Annotated in this window: 14 protein-coding genes and 1 tRNA gene; 2 read left to right on the top strand and 13 right to left on the bottom strand. The window is 36.4% G+C overall.

Translation table 11 applies throughout. The features are described 5' to 3' along the window. Positions 1-151: 151 nt before the first annotated feature. From NHG98_RS00270 to serS, 4 genes are all read right to left on the bottom strand, one after another. The gene (locus NHG98_RS00270) at positions 152-1,105 is read right to left on the bottom strand and encodes a WD_0033/WD_0034 family tandem repeat-containing protein (protein WP_096617662.1); all 954 of its coding nucleotides are present in this window, start codon (positions 1,103-1,105) and stop codon (positions 152-154) included. A gap of 439 nt (positions 1,106-1,544) precedes the next feature. Then, complete coding sequence (locus NHG98_RS00265; RefSeq protein ID WP_259245416.1) at positions 1,545-1,859, bottom strand: hypothetical protein; 315 nt, start codon at positions 1,857-1,859, stop codon at positions 1,545-1,547. Positions 1,860-2,251: 392 nt separating this feature from the next. After that, positions 2,252-3,523 carry a phosphoribosylamine--glycine ligase gene (gene purD / locus NHG98_RS00260; protein ID WP_096641437.1) on the bottom strand — a complete coding sequence of 424 codons (1,272 nt, stop codon included), beginning with the start codon at positions 3,521-3,523 and terminating at the stop codon, positions 2,252-2,254. Positions 3,524-3,557: 34 nt separating this feature from the next. Continuing rightward, positions 3,558-4,835: a serine--tRNA ligase gene (gene serS, locus NHG98_RS00255; protein ID WP_096641438.1), complete on the bottom strand. Its 1,278-nt coding sequence runs from the start codon at positions 4,833-4,835 to the stop codon at positions 3,558-3,560. A 142-nt stretch (positions 4,836-4,977) separates the two neighbouring features. Between serS and NHG98_RS00250 the strand changes: the two genes are divergently transcribed. Continuing rightward, positions 4,978-6,177 (top strand): hypothetical protein, encoded by a 1,200-nt coding sequence (locus NHG98_RS00250; RefSeq protein ID WP_096641436.1) that lies wholly within the window; start codon positions 4,978-4,980, stop codon positions 6,175-6,177. After that, on the top strand, positions 6,162-7,124 hold the full coding sequence (gene dusB / locus NHG98_RS00245) for a tRNA dihydrouridine synthase DusB (protein ID WP_096641435.1): 963 nt from the start codon (positions 6,162-6,164) through the stop codon (positions 7,122-7,124). Before NHG98_RS00250 ends, dusB begins: the two co-directional genes overlap by 16 nt. 6 nt (positions 7,125-7,130) lie before the next feature. Here dusB and NHG98_RS00240 read toward each other — a convergent pair whose 3' ends face one another. The 9 genes from NHG98_RS00240 to tuf all read right to left on the bottom strand — a co-directional run bounded on the left by NHG98_RS00240 (position 7,131) and on the right by tuf (position 20,073). After that, positions 7,131-15,650 (bottom strand): DNA-directed RNA polymerase subunit beta/beta', encoded by an 8,520-nt coding sequence (locus NHG98_RS00240; protein WP_096641434.1) that lies wholly within the window; start codon positions 15,648-15,650, stop codon positions 7,131-7,133. 58 nt (positions 15,651-15,708) lie between these two features. Then, entirely contained in the window at positions 15,709-16,110 is a 402-nt protein-coding gene (gene rplL / locus NHG98_RS00235) for a 50S ribosomal protein L7/L12 (protein WP_096641433.1), read from the bottom strand. 26 nt (positions 16,111-16,136) lie between these two features. Next, entirely contained in the window at positions 16,137-16,655 is a 519-nt protein-coding gene (rplJ, locus tag NHG98_RS00230; RefSeq protein WP_096641432.1) for a 50S ribosomal protein L10, read from the bottom strand. A gap of 12 nt (positions 16,656-16,667) precedes the next feature. After that, positions 16,668-17,321: a 50S ribosomal protein L1 gene (gene rplA / locus NHG98_RS00225; protein WP_096641431.1), complete on the bottom strand. Its 654-nt coding sequence runs from the start codon at positions 17,319-17,321 to the stop codon at positions 16,668-16,670. Positions 17,322-17,325: 4 nt separating this feature from the next. Beyond that, positions 17,326-17,766: a 50S ribosomal protein L11 gene (locus tag NHG98_RS00220; protein ID WP_096641430.1), complete on the bottom strand. Its 441-nt coding sequence runs from the start codon at positions 17,764-17,766 to the stop codon at positions 17,326-17,328. A 2-nt stretch (positions 17,767-17,768) separates the two neighbouring features. After that, on the bottom strand, positions 17,769-18,605 hold the full coding sequence (gene nusG / locus NHG98_RS00215) for a transcription termination/antitermination protein NusG (protein ID WP_096641429.1): 837 nt from the start codon (positions 18,603-18,605) through the stop codon (positions 17,769-17,771). After that, the gene (gene secE / locus NHG98_RS00210; RefSeq protein WP_205517846.1) at positions 18,595-18,795 is read right to left on the bottom strand and encodes a preprotein translocase subunit SecE; all 201 of its coding nucleotides are present in this window, start codon (positions 18,793-18,795) and stop codon (positions 18,595-18,597) included. Before secE ends, nusG begins: the two co-directional genes overlap by 11 nt. Before the next feature lie 19 nt (positions 18,796-18,814). Then, a tRNA-Trp gene (locus NHG98_RS00205) sits at positions 18,815-18,887 on the bottom strand. 13 nt (positions 18,888-18,900) lie between these two features. Continuing rightward, positions 18,901-20,073, bottom strand: a complete 1,173-nt coding sequence (gene tuf / locus NHG98_RS00200) for an elongation factor Tu (RefSeq protein WP_096617024.1) — start codon at positions 20,071-20,073, stop codon at positions 18,901-18,903.

Genomic DNA, 20,073 nt, shown 5'->3' with positions numbered 1-20,073 from the left:
ATCAAAAAATGCTTTCTATCACATCTTATGCGAAATAGTATCTTACACAAATTTATTGAATGTAGTTGGTTAGTGGATATGTTGATAAGTAAATTTCTGCTGTCTTATATGTAACTAATTAACATATCCACTAACTATAATCTGTGTACCGCTACACAGGATGTAAATTGAAAGTATTTTTTGATTTTATGATGTAACTTGAGCAATTTTTATAATTTTTTTGTTGACTGGTGAGACGGTATCTTTGTCCTTGTATGTCAGTTTCTGTTACAGCAGTTTCATTTTTTTCGCATATCAGTTGGTCTCCAGTATTATCAAGCTTTTCTATTGAAGCAGCGATATCTTTGTCCTCTATAGCTATTGCATTACTGTTTTCGCATGGTTTATGTTCTATAGATTCTTCAAGACTACTTTTATTACTATTTTCATATGTGTCAGCAGGTGTCTCGATATTACCTTGAAGCACTTTTTCACTTCTAGCTGTAGTAGTTTTGGCTGTTACAACAGTGGACTGCTGGGTTACTCTCTTATTAAGAATATTTCCCAGTTCTCTTACAGCTTCACTATTTTCACACGCTTCAGCATAGGTGAATGGAGTGTAAGTTGTTTCTTTGCCATTTGAATGTTTTATTGTTATTCTTTTTTTGACAATCTCTTTCAAGATACCCTTTTCCTCAGAGATCTTTAACACTGCTCTAATCATGTCATTGTCTCTACGTGATATAGCATCTGTAAGTATTGTATGAGTTTCTTCCCGACCATCTGAATGTTTTGTGGTCATTTCTTCATTCAGAAATTCCTTTAATAGTTTTTGTTTTTCGGCTTCTTCTAAAAGATCTTTTACAGCTTGATTATTTTTATGACTTATAGCATAATGCAGTAGTGACAATGTCTCCTCTCTGCCCTGATACTTGTAAATTATTTTCGTTAAAAGAATCGTGCTTGCGTTATAGCTGGACTTTTTGAATACTCTATTTCTAAACCTTCCAGCAATACCTTTCCCTTCCTCTATTTTTCTTGCTAGTTTTTGTATATTCTTTCTATCTTTATTTGTTAACTCATATATATCACATACTAATTCACCAGTCAGTTTTGGCGTTTTCATAGCCTCCTATTATAGATTTGTTGATTTAGTGGTAGCGCAGTTGCTCACCCCATAAATTTGGTTCAATCAAAGTTGTCTTGCTACTTGAAATGTTTTCCTTGTAAAAATTTGGCTTATCTTTATGTCAGCTCATTCAAACAGCATCAACATGACTTAACTCTTTGGACGCAGGAATTCCCTAGGGATTATCCTATTGAATTCTATGATATTTTTTGCCACATTGTCTACAGTGCCCAGACACTGGGATCCAGGAAACTTAACTTTAAATAAGTGGCTGCATAATAAAGACTAGATTACAGCGTCACGTGCTGGAATGACACCCTACTTAACCGTCATACCGCGATTCATTCGCGGTATCTTTAGATCCCGCTAACACGTAGCGGGATGACGAATTGCTTAACCGTCATTCCGCCACGAACCGTCATGCCACCGCGAACCGTCATACCGCCGCGGTATCTTGGCAATAGATCCCGCTAACACGTAGCGGGATGACGAGCTTATCGTCATGCCACCGTGAACCGTCATACCACCGTGAACCGTCATACCGCCGCGGTATCTTGGCAATAGATCCCGCTAACAAGCAGTGGGATGACGAATTGCTATACCGCCACGAACCGTCATGCCACCGCGAACCGTCATACCGCCGCGGTATCTCGGCAATAGATCCCGCTAACAAGCAGCGGGATGACGAATTGCTATACCGCCACGAACCGTCATGCCACCGCGAACCGTCATACCGCCGCGGCGCTAACACGCAGCGGGATACTTGACCTTTACAGGGATGACGGTTGTCGTTTAGCTACAAACATTAAGAAATTTACCAAGCGAAAAAAAGGCAAAAGAAGTCCCGTGGTGCGAGTTTTGACTCTATATTACTGTAAGTGGCGCTGTAATAATGTGCTAACGCTTAAAATAAGCGCGATTTGGCTGAATGTAGAAAAAATAAAAAAGACATGCAGCCGCTATAATTTTATGTAATCCGCCAATAAATACTCTGAGTTTTTTACTGAATTTTGTCATTGAGCCTGCAGGTCAAGAACAAGTTTTGAGTCATAAATACCCTTAATACTACAATAAGGGGGCTGGTGAAGTTTGTCAAGTAAGTTTTTTCGTTTCTGCGGGCTAACTGCTAACCGACAGCTAACATTAACTACCAATATCGTATCTGAAGAAGCTCCCTGGCCATTCTAAAAAATTTAATGCTGAGTACACCTTACTTTTGGCTTCCTCTATAGTGCTCCCTTCTGCTACTATATTTAGCACTCTTCCGCCATCTGAAATCCAATTACCACTCTCATCTAATTTAGTACCAGCGTGAAATACCAATATACCAGGAATGCCTTCAATTTTATCTAATCCCTTAATTACTTCTCCCTTTTGATAATCACCAGGATAGCCTTTACTTGCAACAACTACACAAACTGTAGATTTGTTGTTAAGTTCCACCATTTTGACATTTAACTTTCCTTCTGCAACTGACAACATCAATTTTAATAAATCGCAATTTGAATCAAATCTAGGTAATATAGATTGCGTTTCTGGATCGCCGAATCTAACGTTATACTCGAGAAGTTTTGGGCCATCTCTGCAAATCATTAAACCAGCAAAGAGTACTCCCTTATAAGGCGTACCCATGTTAACCAATGCTTGAGCTGTAGGGTATATCATTTTTTGGATGATTTTTTGCTCCATGTCCTTACTTATAATTGAAGGTGATGAGTACGATCCCATACCCCCAGTATTTTGGCCTTCATCATTTTCATTCACTCTCTTATAATCTTTTGCGCACCCAAGAGTTACTACTTTCAACCCATCAACAAGAGCAAAAAAGCTTACTTCTTCTCCAATTAAAAATTCTTCTATGATTATTTCTTCACCTGATTCACCAAATTCTTTCTCCACTAGCATTGAATCTATTGCTGAAAAAGCTTCGTTTTCTGTGTAACATATCATCACGCCTTTCCCTGCTGCAATTCCATTTGCTTTCATTACAAGTGGAAACTTTATTTTATTGCTACGTACAAAATCTTTAGCTAATCCTTCATCAACAAAACACTCGTACTTGGCAGTTGGTATGCCATATCGCTTGCATAGTCCTTTGGTGAAAGACTTTGATCCCTCAAGTTTTGCAGTTGCTTGACTCGGAGCAAAAACATTTATTCCCTCTGCAACTAAATCATCAGCAAGCCCATCAATTATTGGTTGTTCTGGACCAATAACAACCAACTCTATATTTTTTCTCTTGCAAAATTGTGTGACATCCACTGAATTTTGAATATTTATATCCACAAGAGTCCCAAGATCTTTCATAGCTTGGCGACCAGGAGTTACATATAACTCAGTCAAGATAGGAGATTTTTTTAGAGCCCAAAGTAGAGCGTGCTCACGTCCACCAGAACCTATAACCAGAAGCTTCATCTTTATTTCCTCGCTTTTCTACATGTCAAAATTATTATTTGCTTATAACAGTATCATTACTCATGTATTTTTGCAACACGTTTGGTATTGCAATCGACCCGTCAGAATTTTGATAATTCTCCATTATGGCAACAATCGTTCTTCCTATAGCTAAAGCTGAGCCGTTTAAAGTGTGAACATATTTTTTTATCTTTTTATCAGTTTCTGAAGAGTATTTAGCGTTCATCCTTCTTGCTTGAAATGCACCACAATTTGAGCAGCTTGATATTTCTCTATATTTATTTTGCTCAGGTAACCATACCTCTATGTCATAAGTCCTTTGTGCAGCAAAACCCATATCACCACTACACAGTAGCATTACTCTATACGGTAATTCTAGTTTTTTTAATATCTCTTCAACAACACTCGTCATGCGCTCAAGTTCATCATTTGATAGGTCTTCAGTTGTAATACTCACCAATTCCACTTTACCAAATTGGTGTTGCCTTATCATGCCTCTCGTGTCTCGCCCTGCGCTGCCTGCTTCTTTACGAAAACACTCTGAATACGCAGTAAAACGAATAGGCAGTTCTTTTTCCTCTACTATTTTATCAGCAACCAAATTTGTTAAAAACACTTCACTTGTGGGAATCAACCTCAATTCGTCGGTAGTTAAATACGAATCGTCAGAAAATTTCGGTAGCTGACCAACATTATACATAGCCTCGTTTTTCACCAAAGCTGGGTGGTACACCTCAGTATAGCCAAATTCATTAACATGCATTTCAAGCATAAAATTTATTAATACTCGGCCAAGCCTAGCTAACTGCCCTCTTAATATCGCAAATCTTGATCCGGAAATTTTCGCCGCTTGTTCGAAGTCCATTAAACCTAATTTTTCTCCGAGTTCATAATGAGATTCTGGTACAAAATCAAACTGTCTTTTTCCTCCATATCTTCTCGCCTCTAAATTAGAGTTCTTATCTGCGCCTATTGGCACATCTTGCGCAGGAATATTCGGCAAGTTAGATAAAACATTCACTAACTTATCCTTTTCTGCTTGTTCCTTTAAGCTAATTGCCTCTATCTCATTCGTGATGTCTTTTGACAACTCTATTTGCTCTTCACAAGGGCTCTTGCTCATTTTAAGCTTCTTTATTTCCTCTGTGATTTCATTGCGCTGCCTATTTAAATCTTGCAATTTAGTGGTTAATGACCTTTTCTCGTGATCAATTTCTAATACCTCTTTTGCAGAAAACTCTCTTATCCCCCTGCTTTTCATTACCTTTTCAAATCCTTCAGGGTTTTTGCGTATATATTCTATATCGTGCATATATTGTGCTATTACTAACATTATTACTGTACTTCAAAAGCTCTTAATATTCAATATTTTCTCATATTACTAAAATTATTATGTTTGATTTTATTGCTAGAATTTGTTAAAATTAATTAACTTAGTGTTCATAAGGTATAGTATGTTGGGCATCACAGAAAAATATAATCAATTTAAAAAGAGCACTTACTTTGCTGGTGGAAAATTTGTTATCTACGCTGCTTGCGTATGCCTAGCAGCCACATTCGCTGCTGGCTGTTTAGGAACGGTAATAGGATCACCTCTACTGACCTTGCCACTTGCTATGCTAATTTCTCGTCCTATGATTTGGATTGCGATCGGAATAGTTCTTGCAGTCGTATATAAGGTAGCTGTTGAGCCTTTGTTTTACTCAGTCAGAGGTTACTTTAGTGAAAAAGAAGCTCCAGGGAGGTTTTGTGAAGATCTGCAAACTCTTGCACATCAGACAAATAGAGGAAATTATGCTTACTGGCTACAGCAACATGATATTGCCCACATTGCAAGAATCAAATATGGGTATTCAGAAGATTCTACAGGCAGTGTTGTATTCTTCTGTATACCTGGTAACCTTGAATCTTTGAATGAAAGATTAAGAGAATATAAAAATAAAGCAGAACTGGAAAGTTTGAACAAAACATTTACTTCAGTTGTTAACTTAGGTGGTAATCATTGGGTAACGCTGGTTGTTGCATACAACTTAGATAATAAACAATTTAGAGCTTACTATTGTGATTCTTTTAGTGCTGATTTACCAAGTCCTGGTAGTCAACGTAAGAAAATAGAACTTGCAAATGAAATTAAAGACAAATTGGTTGTACCTCTTACTGACCAAGCTGGTGAGTTAAATATGCAAGGAAAAAAAGAAATGAGTAAAGATGTCCAAGAGACAGCACAAACATGTCGAGACAGGAAAAATGAATTAGTTAACGTCTCAATAAATATCGACAATATGGTAAGTGCACTGGAAGCAATTTTGAAAATAAGAAGCGATAACATAAAAAGCTCTAAAACTAAACAGCAAAACGACGGCTGTAATTGTGGAATATTCGCGTTAGAAAATGCTTGTAAAATCACACAAATGTTCAACGAAGGTAAATCACTTGATAAAATTGACAAAGAGTTATCGGAATACAAATTTGATTTGAATGAGAAAAGAAGAGAGTTTGCAGAAGCACTTATGAATGATCAGGAATGGAAGAAAGATCTAGAGAGTGGGTTTTTATATGAGCTTCCGCCAAGGACGAAGACATCTTCTACCTCAGAGGTGCAGCATGTAGTTCACAATGAAGAATTATCATTAACCTCATGCCCCTGCAAATAGCAAGTTTGACGATTGATTCTTCAGTTATTTTAGCTCCAATGTCAGGGGTAACTGATTATCCATTTAGAAGTATTGTAAAGAAGCTAGGTGCAAGTTTGTTGGTTTCAGAGATGATTGCAAGCAGAGCCATGATCATGCAAACTTGCCAGAGTCTACAAAAAGCAAAAGTTGATGAGCTAACTGCCGTTCAGCTTGCTGGATGCGAGCCGGATGTAATGGCAGAGGCTGCAAAACTAAATGAGGATATGGGTGCAAAAATAATAGATATAAATTTCGGTTGTCCTGTTAAAAAAGTTGTAAACGGTTACGCAGGATCAGCGCTAATGCGCGATGAGAAAAAAGCCGCTGAGATAATTGAGGCCGTAGTCAAAGCAGTGAATGTGCCAGTTACGGTGAAAATGCGCACTGGATGGAACAATGAAAATCGCAATGCACCGAGACTTGCGAAAATTGCCGAGGATTTAGGAGCAAAAATGATTACTGTGCATGGAAGGACAAGAGCACAGCTCTATAACGGTCAAGCAGATTGGAAATTCATTAGAAATGTTAAAGAACAAGTGAAAATTCCAGTTATAGTAAATGGCGATATTAAAAACTTAAGTGATATTCAAAGTGCTCTTAAAGAATCCGGAGCAGACGGAGTGATGATAGGTCGTGGTGCCTACGGTAAACCTTGGCTGATTAATCAAGCAATGAATTTTCTGAATGGAAGCGAAACTTCTGAGCCAACAGCTTCAGAGAGATTAAGCATCATACTTGAGCATTACGACAATATTCTTGAGTACTATGGAAATGACACAGGAATAAAGATAGCCCGCAAACACATAGGTTGGTACAGTAGCGGGCTTCAAAGCTCATCTGAATTTCGCATGAGAGTAAATAACATGATAGATAGCACAGAAGTGAAAGAAAATATTATTGGCTTTTTTGGTCAAGAGACACACTAACTGTACTCAATTCGACTGATCATAATGTGATGCTACCACGCTCTCTTCCTTACCAGAGTGTAAATGACAACCATTATCCATCAACCATTTTTCGTCATAAGTTTCAATATCAAAATATTTTTCATATTTATCTACATTATCACAAAGTGAAAGTGCTCTGATCTTATTCATAATCAAACCTGTACCAGCAGGAATTAATCTTCCTACTATAACATTTTCTTTTAATCCACTTAAAGGATCACTCTTCCCGCAGAATGCTGCTTCTGTAAGTACTTTTGTTGTCTCTTGGAAAGAGGCAGCAGAAATAAAGGAGCTAGTTTCAAGACTTGCCCTAGTAATCCCCTGCAGAATAGGAAGATAATGAGCAGGCCGTTTGCCAGAGTTACTCATAGCATCATTTTCGCTATCAACTTCCAGCTTGTCAATGCTTTCGCCAACCAAGTACATAGTATCACCAGGATCAGTAATTTCCACTTTTTGTAGCATTTGTTTTAAGATCACCTCTAAATGCTTGTTGTCTATACGAACACCCTGCAATCTATAAACTTGCTGTATTTCAGAAATCATATAATGCGCTAGAGCTTCTAACCCAAGCACACGTAAAATATCATGGAGATCAGGGTCACCATCCATCAATAGATCACCTTTACGCACAAAATCACCTTCATTGACTATTACATGCTTACTTCTTGATACCAAATATTCAACTGGAGAAATTTGTTCATCTACAGGTTTAATTAATATACTGCGTTTTCCTCTACGGTCTTTTTCAGAAAACGCTACATAGCCATCTATCTCACTAACAATAGCATGCTCTTTAGGACGACGTGCTTCAAATAACTCTATAACCCTTGGTAAACCACCAGTAATATCACGAGTTTTAACTGACTCTCTTGGTGTTCTTGTAATAACATCACCTGCATGAACCTTCTGGCCATTTTGTACATTGAGCACTGCACCAATTGGTATAAAATAACATGCTTCAACGCCACTTGCGAGTGTCATTACTTCACCATTATCGTCAAGCAGCACAATACGAGGACGTAAACTAGCTCCACCAGAATGCAATTTCCAGTCTTTTACTACTTTGCTTGATATTCCTGTAGATTCATCCATCACTTCAGTGATCGAAATTCCATCTTTTAAGTCCTGATAAGACACTATACCAGTCTTCTCCGTGATAATAGGCAATGTATAAGGATCCCATTCCGCAACTTTATCGCCAATTTTTACTGACCCACTCTCATCCACATAAAGCTTAGCACCATAAGGTACACTATGCTTCAACTTCTCACTACCAAGGCTATCAACCAACACAACTTCACAGGAACGGCTTATCACAATTTTATTTCCGTTTCTATCTATAATTATATTACTATTGTTTAACTTTATTTTAGCACTAATAGAAGCTATAATATTTGAGGATTCAACGCCTCTAGTCATTACCCCACCTATGTGGAAAGTACGCATCGTTAACTGAGTACCTGGCTCTCCAACAGATTGAGCAGCTATAACACCAACTGCTTCACCTATTGAAACAATTTTACCAGTTGCAAGGTCTCTTCCATAACACAAAGAACACACACCAGGACTTATTTCACAAGTTAAAGGCGATCTAATTTTTACAGCATCAAGACCTGCAATGCTGATTTGCTTTACTTTATCCTCATCAATTAATTCCCCTGCTTTTACTAATAATTCTTTTGTCACTGGGTTATATATACCATTTGCAGATGTTCTACCCAGCACAACACTCTCTAGAGATGCAACTATAGTACTTCCTTCAACTGTAGCTCTCACAACAAGACCATTTTTTGTTTTACAGTCATGCTTTGTAACTATGCAATTTTGAGACACATCAACTAAACGACGAGTTAAGTATCCAGAGTTTGCAGTTTTAAGCGCAGTGTCAGCTAAACCTTTACGCGCACCGTGAGTAGAATTAAAGTACTCAAATACGTTCAATCCTTCACGGAAATTAGAAATTATAGGTGTTTCTATAATCTCACCAGAAGGTTTGGTCATGAGCCCTCGCATTCCTGCCAGCTGTTTCATCTGTGAAGTAGAACCCCTTGCACCAGAGTTAACCATCATATACACTGAGTTGTACTTACTATTTCCATCATATATAGATATTGCTTTTAACATATCACTAGCTATCATATCCGTACACTTAGACCATTCATCTATAACCTTGTTATACCTTTCACTTCTAGTTATTAGCCCATCTTGATATTGCATAGAGAATTTCTTAATTTCACCCCTCGCGTGATCAACATGTGTAGCTTTAGTTTCAGGTATAACCATATCACAACGACCAAAAGAAACACCAGAAAATGTGGCATACTCAAAGCCAAGTACCATTAGTTTATCAGAAAATGCCACTGTAGCACTTTGACCACAGTTACGATATACTAAATCAACTATACCAGTTATTTCCTTGACTGTTAATATCTGATTTATTAGATCGAAGCCTAGATTCTCATGCTTAGGAAAAATTTGCCATAATATCAAACGGCCGGGAGTTGTACAAACAGTTTTATAGTGAGTTTCACCGCTGCTATTAATATACTCCATCCTATACTTTATACTAGAATGAATATGTAAAGTACCATCACTCAAAGAATGCTCAACTTCACAAAAAGCACCGAAAGATGGTAAATTATCTTCCTTAGGTACTTGTAAAGTCAGATAATATATACCAAGTACTATATCTTTACTAGGAACTATAATCGGTCTGCCATTAGAAGGACTTAAAACGTTATTAGTGGACATCATCAACACCCTAGCTTCAAGCTGAGCTTCCAATGAAATTGGCACATGCACTGCCATTTGGTCACCATCAAAATCAGCATTAAACGCCGTACAAACAAGCGGATGAAGCTGTATTGCTTTGCCTTCAATAAGGATTGGCTCAAAAGCCTGAATACCAAGCCTATGTAGCGTAGGCGCTCTATTCAACAAAACAGGATGCTCTTTTATTACCTCTTCAAGCATATCCCAAACTTCTGGTTTTTCTGCTCTTATCAACTTACTAGCAAACTTAATAGTTGGAGCCATACCATACATCTTAAGCTTTGAGTAAACAAAAGGTTTGAATAGTTCAAGAGCCATTCTTTTTGGTAATCCACACTGATTTAGTTTCAAAGTTGGACCAACAACTATTACAGAACGTCCAGAGTAGTCTACCCTTTTTCCTAAGAGGTTCTGGCGAAAACGACCCTGTTTTCCTTTTAACATATCACTAATGGACTTTTTATATCCAACGGCACCAGCTTTGTTTACCAAAGTATTACGACGACTATTATCAAAAAGAGAATCAACTGCTTCTTGTAACATCCTTTTTTCATTACGAATCATAATCTCAGGAGGATTTAAGCTCAACAATTTCCTCAACCTGTTATTTCTATTAATAATAGTCCTATAATGATGATTCAGATCAGAAACTGCAGGACGACCACTTTCAAGCGATACCAAAGGACGCAAATCAGGTGGTAAAATAGGTATAGTTGTAAGTATCATCCACTCAGGCCTATTTCCAGATTTAATGAAATTTTCAATAATACGCAATCTCTTTATAATTTTCTTTCTTCTTATCTCAGAAGCAACAGACTCTAATTCTAGTCTTAAATCCTTCCTAATTTCATGTAAATCAAGGCGCGTTAGCAACTCTCTTATAGCTTCAACACCTTGCATAGCTACAAAACTATCGATCCCATAGCTATCTTTAGCTTCATTATAAGCTTTTTCACTCATAATCTCACCTTTTTCAAAAGGCGAAACAAGAGGATCTATCACGATATAATTATCGCTATATAAAATATTCTCAATATCTCTGAGAGACATATCCAATAATGCTCCAATTCTTGAAGGAAGCGATTTCAAAAACCATATATGAGCAACAGGAGATGCAAGCTCTATATGACCCATCCTTTCTCTTCTTACTTTGGAAGATGTAACTTCTACTCCGCATTTTTCACATATGCGACCTCTGTGTCTTCTTTTTTTGTATTTTCCACATAAACATTCATCGTCATTGACAGGGCCAAAAACCTTAGGGCAAAATAATCCACCTTTCTCAACTTTGAACGTACGATAATTTGCAGTTGAAACATCTTCTATCTCACCACAAGATATACGCTTAATACTTTCAGGGCTAGCAATCGATATGCTAACCTCATTAAAAGGTTGTGCAATGTTAGTGTGAGATATATCTTCAATCACTACATTATTTTGCTTTAAATCTACATTTAAACATAAAGAACGTAGTTCTTTTATCATCACATTAAAGGATTCAGGAATTCCACATTCAAAATTACTGTCACCTTTTATTATCGATTCGTAAATCTTAACTCTACCATTAATATCATCAGACTTCACAGTTAACATTTCCTGCAAAGTATAAGCAGCACCATAGGCTTGTAATGCCCAACATTCCATTTCACCAAAACGCTGACCACCAAAATGAGATTTTCCTCCTAGAGGTTGTTGAGTAACCAAACTATAAGGCCCTACTGAACGTGCATGAATTTTACCATCAACCAAGTGATGCAACTTAAGCATGTACATGTAACCAACTGTAACCTTGCGGTCGAATTTTTCACCTCTGCAACCGTCGTATAATACAGCTTGTCCAGAGTGATCCAAACCAGCAAGTTCAAATAATTTTGCTATTTGTTCATCTTTTGGACCCTCAAATACAGGTGCAGCAACAGGAACGCCATCACGTAATTTACGTGCAAATTCAATGAGATTATTATCACTAATATTACGAATATCATTACAGATAGATACGTTACTACCATAGCTATAAACCTCAATCAGGAAATCACGTAAATTGCTGTATGAACTTTTACAAGAGTTCAAATAGTTCTCTACTAACACATTCAACTCGTCATTTAGTGCATTCTTATTAGGTGTATTTAAAACAGAAGCCATTATTTCATCATCATCAATATTTTCAATTTTTTTATTGTCAAGGTATGCTACTGCAAATTGTGTAAAATTATCATCGTTAAGGGACCTAATTCCCTTGCAAAAAGCACTTTTGATTTTATTGATCTCATCGAGAATATTACTTACCCTTTCCCCTAATTTTCTACAAGCCCAACCTACATGCGTTTCCAGTATTTGTCCTACATTCATTCGTGAAGGAACACCAAGAGGGTTAAGAATAATATCAACAGGAGTACCATCTTCCAAATAAGGCATATCTTCCACTGGTACAACTCGAGAGATCACACCTTTATTCCCATGTCTACCAGCCATTTTATCCCCTGGTTGCAGACTATGTTTCACAGCAATGAAAACTTTTACTGACATCGACACACCTTGAGGCAGGTCATAACCTTCATGTAATTTTTCTACTTTTCGCTTAAACTGTGCTATTGCATGTGATACTTTTTCATCAAAATCTTTTTTTAAGCTCTTAACTTGCTCAGAAATGGATTGGTTTTTTAATCCTATACCCCACCATTGCTCACGTTCAATAGAGTCAAATTTTTCTCGATCTTGAGAACCAGAATTAATAAGAAGTTTCTTCAGTTCATCATAGAAATATTCACTAGTAACATTGATTATATAATCTCGCTCTCCCTCAAAGTCATTTACCTCTTTTTGTTTGATGAGTAATGCCCTTTCATTTTCTTCAACCCCCCTGCGTGTAAAGACTTGTACATCAATTACTGTCCCTTCAACATCTGGAGATGTATATAAAGAGGAATCCGCACAATCGAATGACTTTTCACCAAAAATTGTCATTAATAACTTCGTTTCAGGAGGCAATGAAAGAGAAGGTTTAGGTGTAACTTTACCTACCAGAATATAGCCTGGACCAACTCTTGTACCAATTTTCACTATACCACTATCATCTAAGTGATATAGATTTTCTTCATTGACACCAGGTATAGCACGAGTTATTTTTTCTGATCCTAAAGGGGTATCATGTACAACACAGTCAAATTCTTCTATATGAATAGAAGTAAAGAGATCTTTTTTAACAACTTCACTAGAAATAATAATAGAGTCTTCAAAATTATAACCTTGCCAAGACATAAAAGCGACTAGCAAATTTTTACCAAGCGCCAACTCACCACTGTTAATTGCAGGACCATCAGCTATTACATCACCCTTTTTAACATAATCACCTACGCACACTAGCGGTCTTTGATTAATACAAGTATTGTGGTTAGAACGCTGAAATTTCCTTAGATGATAAATATCTACGTCCAAGTAGTTAACCCTTTCTTTATCAAAAGCACGTATAACTATAGAGTTACTATCAGAACTATCAACTATGCCATCGCGTTTTGCTAAAACTACAGCACCAGAGCCAGAAGCTACAAAAGACTCCATACCAGTAGCAACCAGAGGAGCGGTGGGCTTCAATAAAGGTACGGCCTGACGTTGCATATTTGAGCCCATTAATGCTCTATTAGCATCATCATTTTCTAAAAATGGAATCAAGGAAGCCGCAACTGATATTACCTGCTTAGGAGATACGTCAATGTAACTCACCTGATCACTACTTACCATAATGAAACTACTAGCATATCTACAGTATAGCATATCATCAACAAAGCAATTATTTTCATCGAGCTTTGCGCTGGTATCAGCTATATAATATAAACCTTCATCTATGGCGGACAGATACTCAATTTGATCAGTAACAACCCTATTAACTACTTTTCTATAAGGACTTTCAATGAAACCATATTTATTAATACGCGCGTATATAGCTAAACTGTTGATTAACCCTATATTTTGCCCTTCAGGAGTCTCAATAGGGCAAATTCTTCCATAATGAGTTGGATGAACATCACGCACTTCAAATCCTGCCCTTTCTCTTGTTAAACCGCCAGGACCTAACGCGGACAACCTTCTTTTATGTGTTATTTCAGATAATGGATTAGTCTGATCCATAAATTGAGATAATTGAGAAGAATTGAAAAAATCTCTTAATACATTAGTTAACACTTTTGGATTAATAAAATCAGATGGAGAAACTTTATCTAAACTAGAAGTGGACATAGAATCAACTATTGCGCGTTCCAATTTCAACAACCCAGTTCTAAATTGATTTTCTATAAACTCTCCGACTGATCTTACTCTTCTGTTTCCTAAATGATCAATATCATCTACAGATCCTTGACCGTCACGTAACAATACTATTTTTTTTACAATTTCAATAATATCTTCATACGTTAAAACAGTTAAATCCTCATCATAATTTAATCCAAGGTAAGAGTTAAGCTTCAACCTACCAATGTTAGACAAATCATAATATTCCGGACTGAAGAAAAGATTACGGAAAAACTCCTCTACTATCTCTAAAACAGGAACTTCACCAGGACGCAAAACTCTATATATTTCATATAGCGCATCCTGATAAGACATGTTTTCGTCTAAGAAAAGCGTATTTAATATATAAGGTCCAACAGATACATTATCTATGTTCAATACTGATATTTCATCCACAGACAATAACTCAAGCTTCTTTATGTCTTCCAGTTTTATAGATTCACCAGCAGATAAAATTTTCGTAGAGCTAGCACTATCTATTAAATCTTCTGCGAGAAATAAACCACATATAGAATTGAAAGGAACCAGATACTCTTTCAATTCATTATCATATAGCTTTTTAGCTAGTCTTGAGGTAATACGAACGTTAGCTTTAAGCAGCACATTACCTTGAATATCCATTAAGTCAAAAGGCAACCTCACTCCTTTAAATTTATCAGGAACAAAAGGCACTTTCCAACCATCTTTATGTTTTACATACTTTATTTTCTCATAAAATCTATCGAGTATATCATTATTTGATAGACCTAACGCCTTTAACAAAACTGAGATTGGCAATTTTCTTTTTCTATCAACACGAAAATACAAATGGTCTTTAACATCAAATTCAATATCAAGCCAAGAACCCCTATAAGGAATAATTCTAGCAGAATAGATCAATTTACCAGAATTGTAAGTTTTTCCCTTGTCGCTATCAAAAAATACACCAGGAGACCTATGCATTTGTGAGACAATAACTTTTTCTACACCATTAATGATGAAAGTGCCCTTATCAGTCATCATAGGCAACCCACAAAAGTGGACTTCCTGCTCTTCTATAGATTTTACAACGGTTGCAAGTTTAGAATGATCTCCACTCCCTTTAATCGATTTATATTCATCAAGAGAAATACCATCCTGCATAACAACAAGACGTATAGAAGCAATAACCTGAGCAGAAAAAGTTACACCACGCTTTATACACTCAGATTCATCATACTTAGGATCATCTACCCTACAACTTATAAACTCAATAGTAGCCCTACGCAAAGGATCATTTATTGGAAAGATTGTATGAAAGATAACTTCAAGTCTTTCATTACCCTTATTCTTAGGAGCAAATGAATCATACGATTCTTTTTGAACCTTAACCAAATCCAATAAAGAATCTTTTAAATCAATCGACCTAGAATAAGAAACTCTAGGAACAAAAGCACCAGAAGCGTACATATAAGAAGAATCAACCATTAAAATACCCCAAACTAATTAAAAGAGCTATATAAATATAAAATTAATACATTAAATATTATTCAAGCTCCACTTTAGTTGCTCCTGCTTCAATAAGTTTTTGCTTGATTTTTTCTGCTTCGTCTTTAGGAACATTAGCAGTTAAATCTTTAGGTAAAGATTCAACCAACTCTTTTGCTTCTTTTAAACCCAATGTAGAATTAACTTCTCTCACAGCTTTAATAACTCCTATTTTTTTACTCGCATCAATTTCTTTAATCACAACTTTATACTCAGCTTTTTCTTGAGCAGCAGGAGCAGCAGCATTATCACTAATAGGCGCCCCAGCACCAACAGCCCCACCAAGAAAAGAACCAGCTGGAAACCCTATTTTCTCTTCTAGAACTTTTACAAGTTCAGAAGCCTCTAATAGGTTTAAAGATAATATTTTATCAACCAAATCACTTGTTACATTACTCATAATTACCACCTTACTTAACAACAAATTTATTTTTTAGAACTATAATAATCCAAAACTCTCATAAGCCTCATAGAAGATGAATTAATAGACAACGCCAATCGAGCAGGAATATCATAAGATATTAAACGCATAATTTTAACACGCAATTCATCCAGAGAAGGCAACTTAGCCAGTTTATTAACATCTTCCACTGTTAACAATTCATTTATATGAGCCGCGCAAATCACAGACATTTTTTCTTTGTTAGCATTAATAAAATCAACTATTAACTTTGCAACTTCTACTATGCCACTAGAGTATATAATAGCAACAGAACCAGAAAATTTACCTGATAAATAAGAAAATTTACCAGTCCTTTCCAAAGCCAAGCGCGCTAGAGTGTTTTTAACTACTAATACCCCACCTGCTATAGACTTCAGGCTATTCCTCAGAGTTAATGAATCATTAGCATTTATAGATTTAAAATTTACTAATATCAAGAAATCATTATTTACAAATACGTTTATTGTGCTCTGTATAAATTCATCCTTATTTTTACGCTTCACGGTATCACTCCCTTAAATTATATCTTCCACTTTACTTATCTTATAAGCTTCACCCATAGTTGAATTTAAAAAAACACCCTTAAAGTAAATTCCTTTCGCAGAAATAGGTTTATTATCTTTAATTACTTTAAGAAAGGCTTTTAAATTTTCTAGCAAGTCATCAATATCAAATTTAATATTTCCTAATTTACCATGAATAACACCATTTTTATCTGTTCTAAATTTTATCTGACCAGACTTAATGGTTTTAATAGCTTCTGCAATGTTAGAAGTCACAGTACCAAATTTAGGGTTAGGCATCAGCCCTTTAGCACCCAATACTTTTGCAATAGGAGTGATTTTTGCCATAAAACCAGGAGTAGTAATGCACCAATCAACATCTAATTTTCTACCTTTTTTTATTTCTTCAACTAAATCCTCTCCTCCTACAATATCAGCACCAGCTTTTTCAGCTTCTAATAAATGTTTATCTTGAGCGAAAACAGCTACTTTAATATTCTTCCCGATACCTTTAGGCAAAACTACTGTACCACGCACCTGCTCTTCAGATTTACGTGAATCTACGCCTAAATTGACTGCAATATCAACTGATTCATTAAATTTTGCTGAAGCAGACTCAATAATCTTCTTCAAACACTGCTTAGGATTATCATTATATGTATTCATTTATCTAACCTTCCACAACTTCTATACCCATAGATTTTGCAGTGCCTACAACCATTTTCACTGCTGAATCTTCATTATCCATTTTCATATCAACCATCTTGCACCTTGCCACTTTAATTATAGCAGACATAGGTAATTTAGCCACTAATTCTTTACCAGGATTACCAGAACTTTTACTTAATTTAGCCTCCTGCTTAAGTAAATAAGCCACAGGTGGACCGCTGACAGTAAAATCATGAGAGCGATCATCCTTTATGGAAATTCGCACTGTTACTAAATCGCCTACTTTATAATTAGCGTTAGCAGCGCTAGTAACTTTATTAAAAGCTTCACAAAACTTAGGAACAGGTATACCACGTGGACCAAGTACTGAAGCAATTTTCGGTCCTGGAATTGCTTTCCCAGCTTCCATAAGTAAGTTAATCTTAGCAACTATAACACTCATAATTAATCCTCTATTTTTTCTACTTGAGCCAGATCAAGCTCTATTATTGTCGGCTTACCTAAAATTGATACTTCCACATTAATAATTTTTTTCTCATCGTTTACCATATTTACCTTACCAGTAAAATTTTGAAAAAGACCATCATTAATTTTCACTTTTTCACCTTTTTCATAACCATAACCTAACTTCTTTGTCTCTTGAGCATTATAAAGTGCATTACACATTGAGTGAATCTCATCGTCCAAAATCACCTTTGGAATATTACCATTTTTCAAAAACCCATAAACCTTAAGAGATTTTGGTATATTATTGATAAAATTCAATACTTCATCGCATAAATTCACGTATAAAAAGACATAACCAGGAAAGCATTTCCTTCGTGTAGCAATTTTCTTAGATTTCAACTCTACTTCACTTAGCTCTTCATATGGAATAAAAACTTCCTTAAAGTAACCATTAACACTCAATCTCATAGAATTTTCCAATATATGTTGGCGCACTTTCTCTTCACAATTGGAAGCAACTCTCAAGATATACCATTTATATCTATTAAATTCTTTACACTTTAAACTTATCTCATCATCTGAAATCATCTCAAAATCACCAGATTCACCACTGCAGAATCCAGGCGTTTGATTCAAAATATTTTTGCTTTCATCACATAGATGCATATATACATACACTTCACATAACTCTTTTATATCAGACTTTGAATTACATACCGTTTGATAAGGAATAAACACTTTCTTAAAATAAACAGCATTACTTACCAATTCGCGTATATTTTGCTCATATCCATAATCAACTCTAATGATATACCATTTATATTCACATTCCATAAATAATTCCAAATAAAGCCTTAATTACGTAAAGAGACATAAAATCCACGAAACAGAAGAAAATCGAAAAGCATAATATAACAATCATCACAACAAATAGAGATGACAACACCTCCTGTTTCTTTACCCAAGCAATCCTTCGTATTTCTTGCTTTATATCATAGAAAAAAACACACAAACTTTTTAACATTTTCACCACAACATTAATGCAGGAGCGATAGGAATTGAACCTACAACCTCTGGTTTTGGAGACCAGCGCTCTACCAATTGAGCTACACTCCTATAACTCAAACTCTCACTCCAAAATTTCAGAAACAACACCAGAACCAACAGTTCTACCGCCTTCTCTTATCGCAAAACGCAATCCCTTATCCATTGCTATCGGTACTTGCAATTCTACTTCTACACTCACATTATCTCCTGGCATTACCATCTCCTTCCCTTCTAGCAATTTTATGCTCCCAGTTACATCCGTTGTCCTTAAATAAAACTGTGGCTGGTAATTCGCAAAAAATGGTGTATGCCTTCCTCCTTCCTCTTTCTTTAATATATAAACCTCCGCCCTAAACTTTCTATGCGGCGTTATCGTCCCCGGTTTTGCTAATACTTGCCCTCTCTCCACTTCTTCTCTTTTTGTTCCTCTGAGCAATATTCCTACATTGAGTCCTGCACTCCCCTTATCTAGCAACTTCTTAAACATTTCTACACCTGTGCATATCGTCTTTTGCGTCGCTTTCAGACCTATTATCTCTATCTCTTCTCCCGTCTTTATCTCCCCCTTCTCTATCCTTCCTGTTACCACCGTTCCTCGCCCCGATATCGAAAATACATCCTCGATTGGCAATAAAAATGGTAAATCCACAGGCCTTGGTGGAACTGCCACATATTCATCTAACTTTTCCATCAATTTATCTATTGATTTCTTTCCATATTCGCTGCTGTCATCCTCCAGCGCTTTCAATGCAGACCCCACTACCACAGGCACTTCATCCCCTGGAAATCCGTATTTATTCAGCAATTCCCTCACTTCCATCTCTACCAAATCTATCATATCAGCATCAGCAACATCAGCTTTATTTATATACACCACGATATATCCAACACCTACCTGCTTCGCTAGCAATATATGCTCTCTCGTTTGTGGCATTGGCCCATCAACCCCCGACACTACCAATATTGCCGCATCCATCTGTGCTGCACCTACTATCATGTTCTTTACATAGTCAGCATGTCCAGGACAATCAACGTGTGCATAATGCCTTTTTTCCGTCTGATACTCAACATGCGCTGTTGCTATCGTTATCCCCCTTTTCCTTTCTTCTGGCGCCTTATCTATCTGATCGTACGCTACAAAATTTCCATAATGCTTTGTTATCGCCGCTGTTAACGTCGTCTTCCCATGATCCACATGTCCTATTGTTCCCACATTTACATGCGGCTTTCCAAATGCTTCCACTACTGCTGTCAT

The sequence above is a fragment of the Wolbachia endosymbiont of Aedes albopictus genome, from assembly GCF_024804185.1.
Lineage (GTDB): Bacteria > Pseudomonadota > Alphaproteobacteria > Rickettsiales > Anaplasmataceae > Wolbachia > Wolbachia pipientis_B.
The sequence above is the reverse complement of the archived record's forward strand: the minus strand, read 5'-3'. Positions and strand labels throughout refer to the sequence as shown.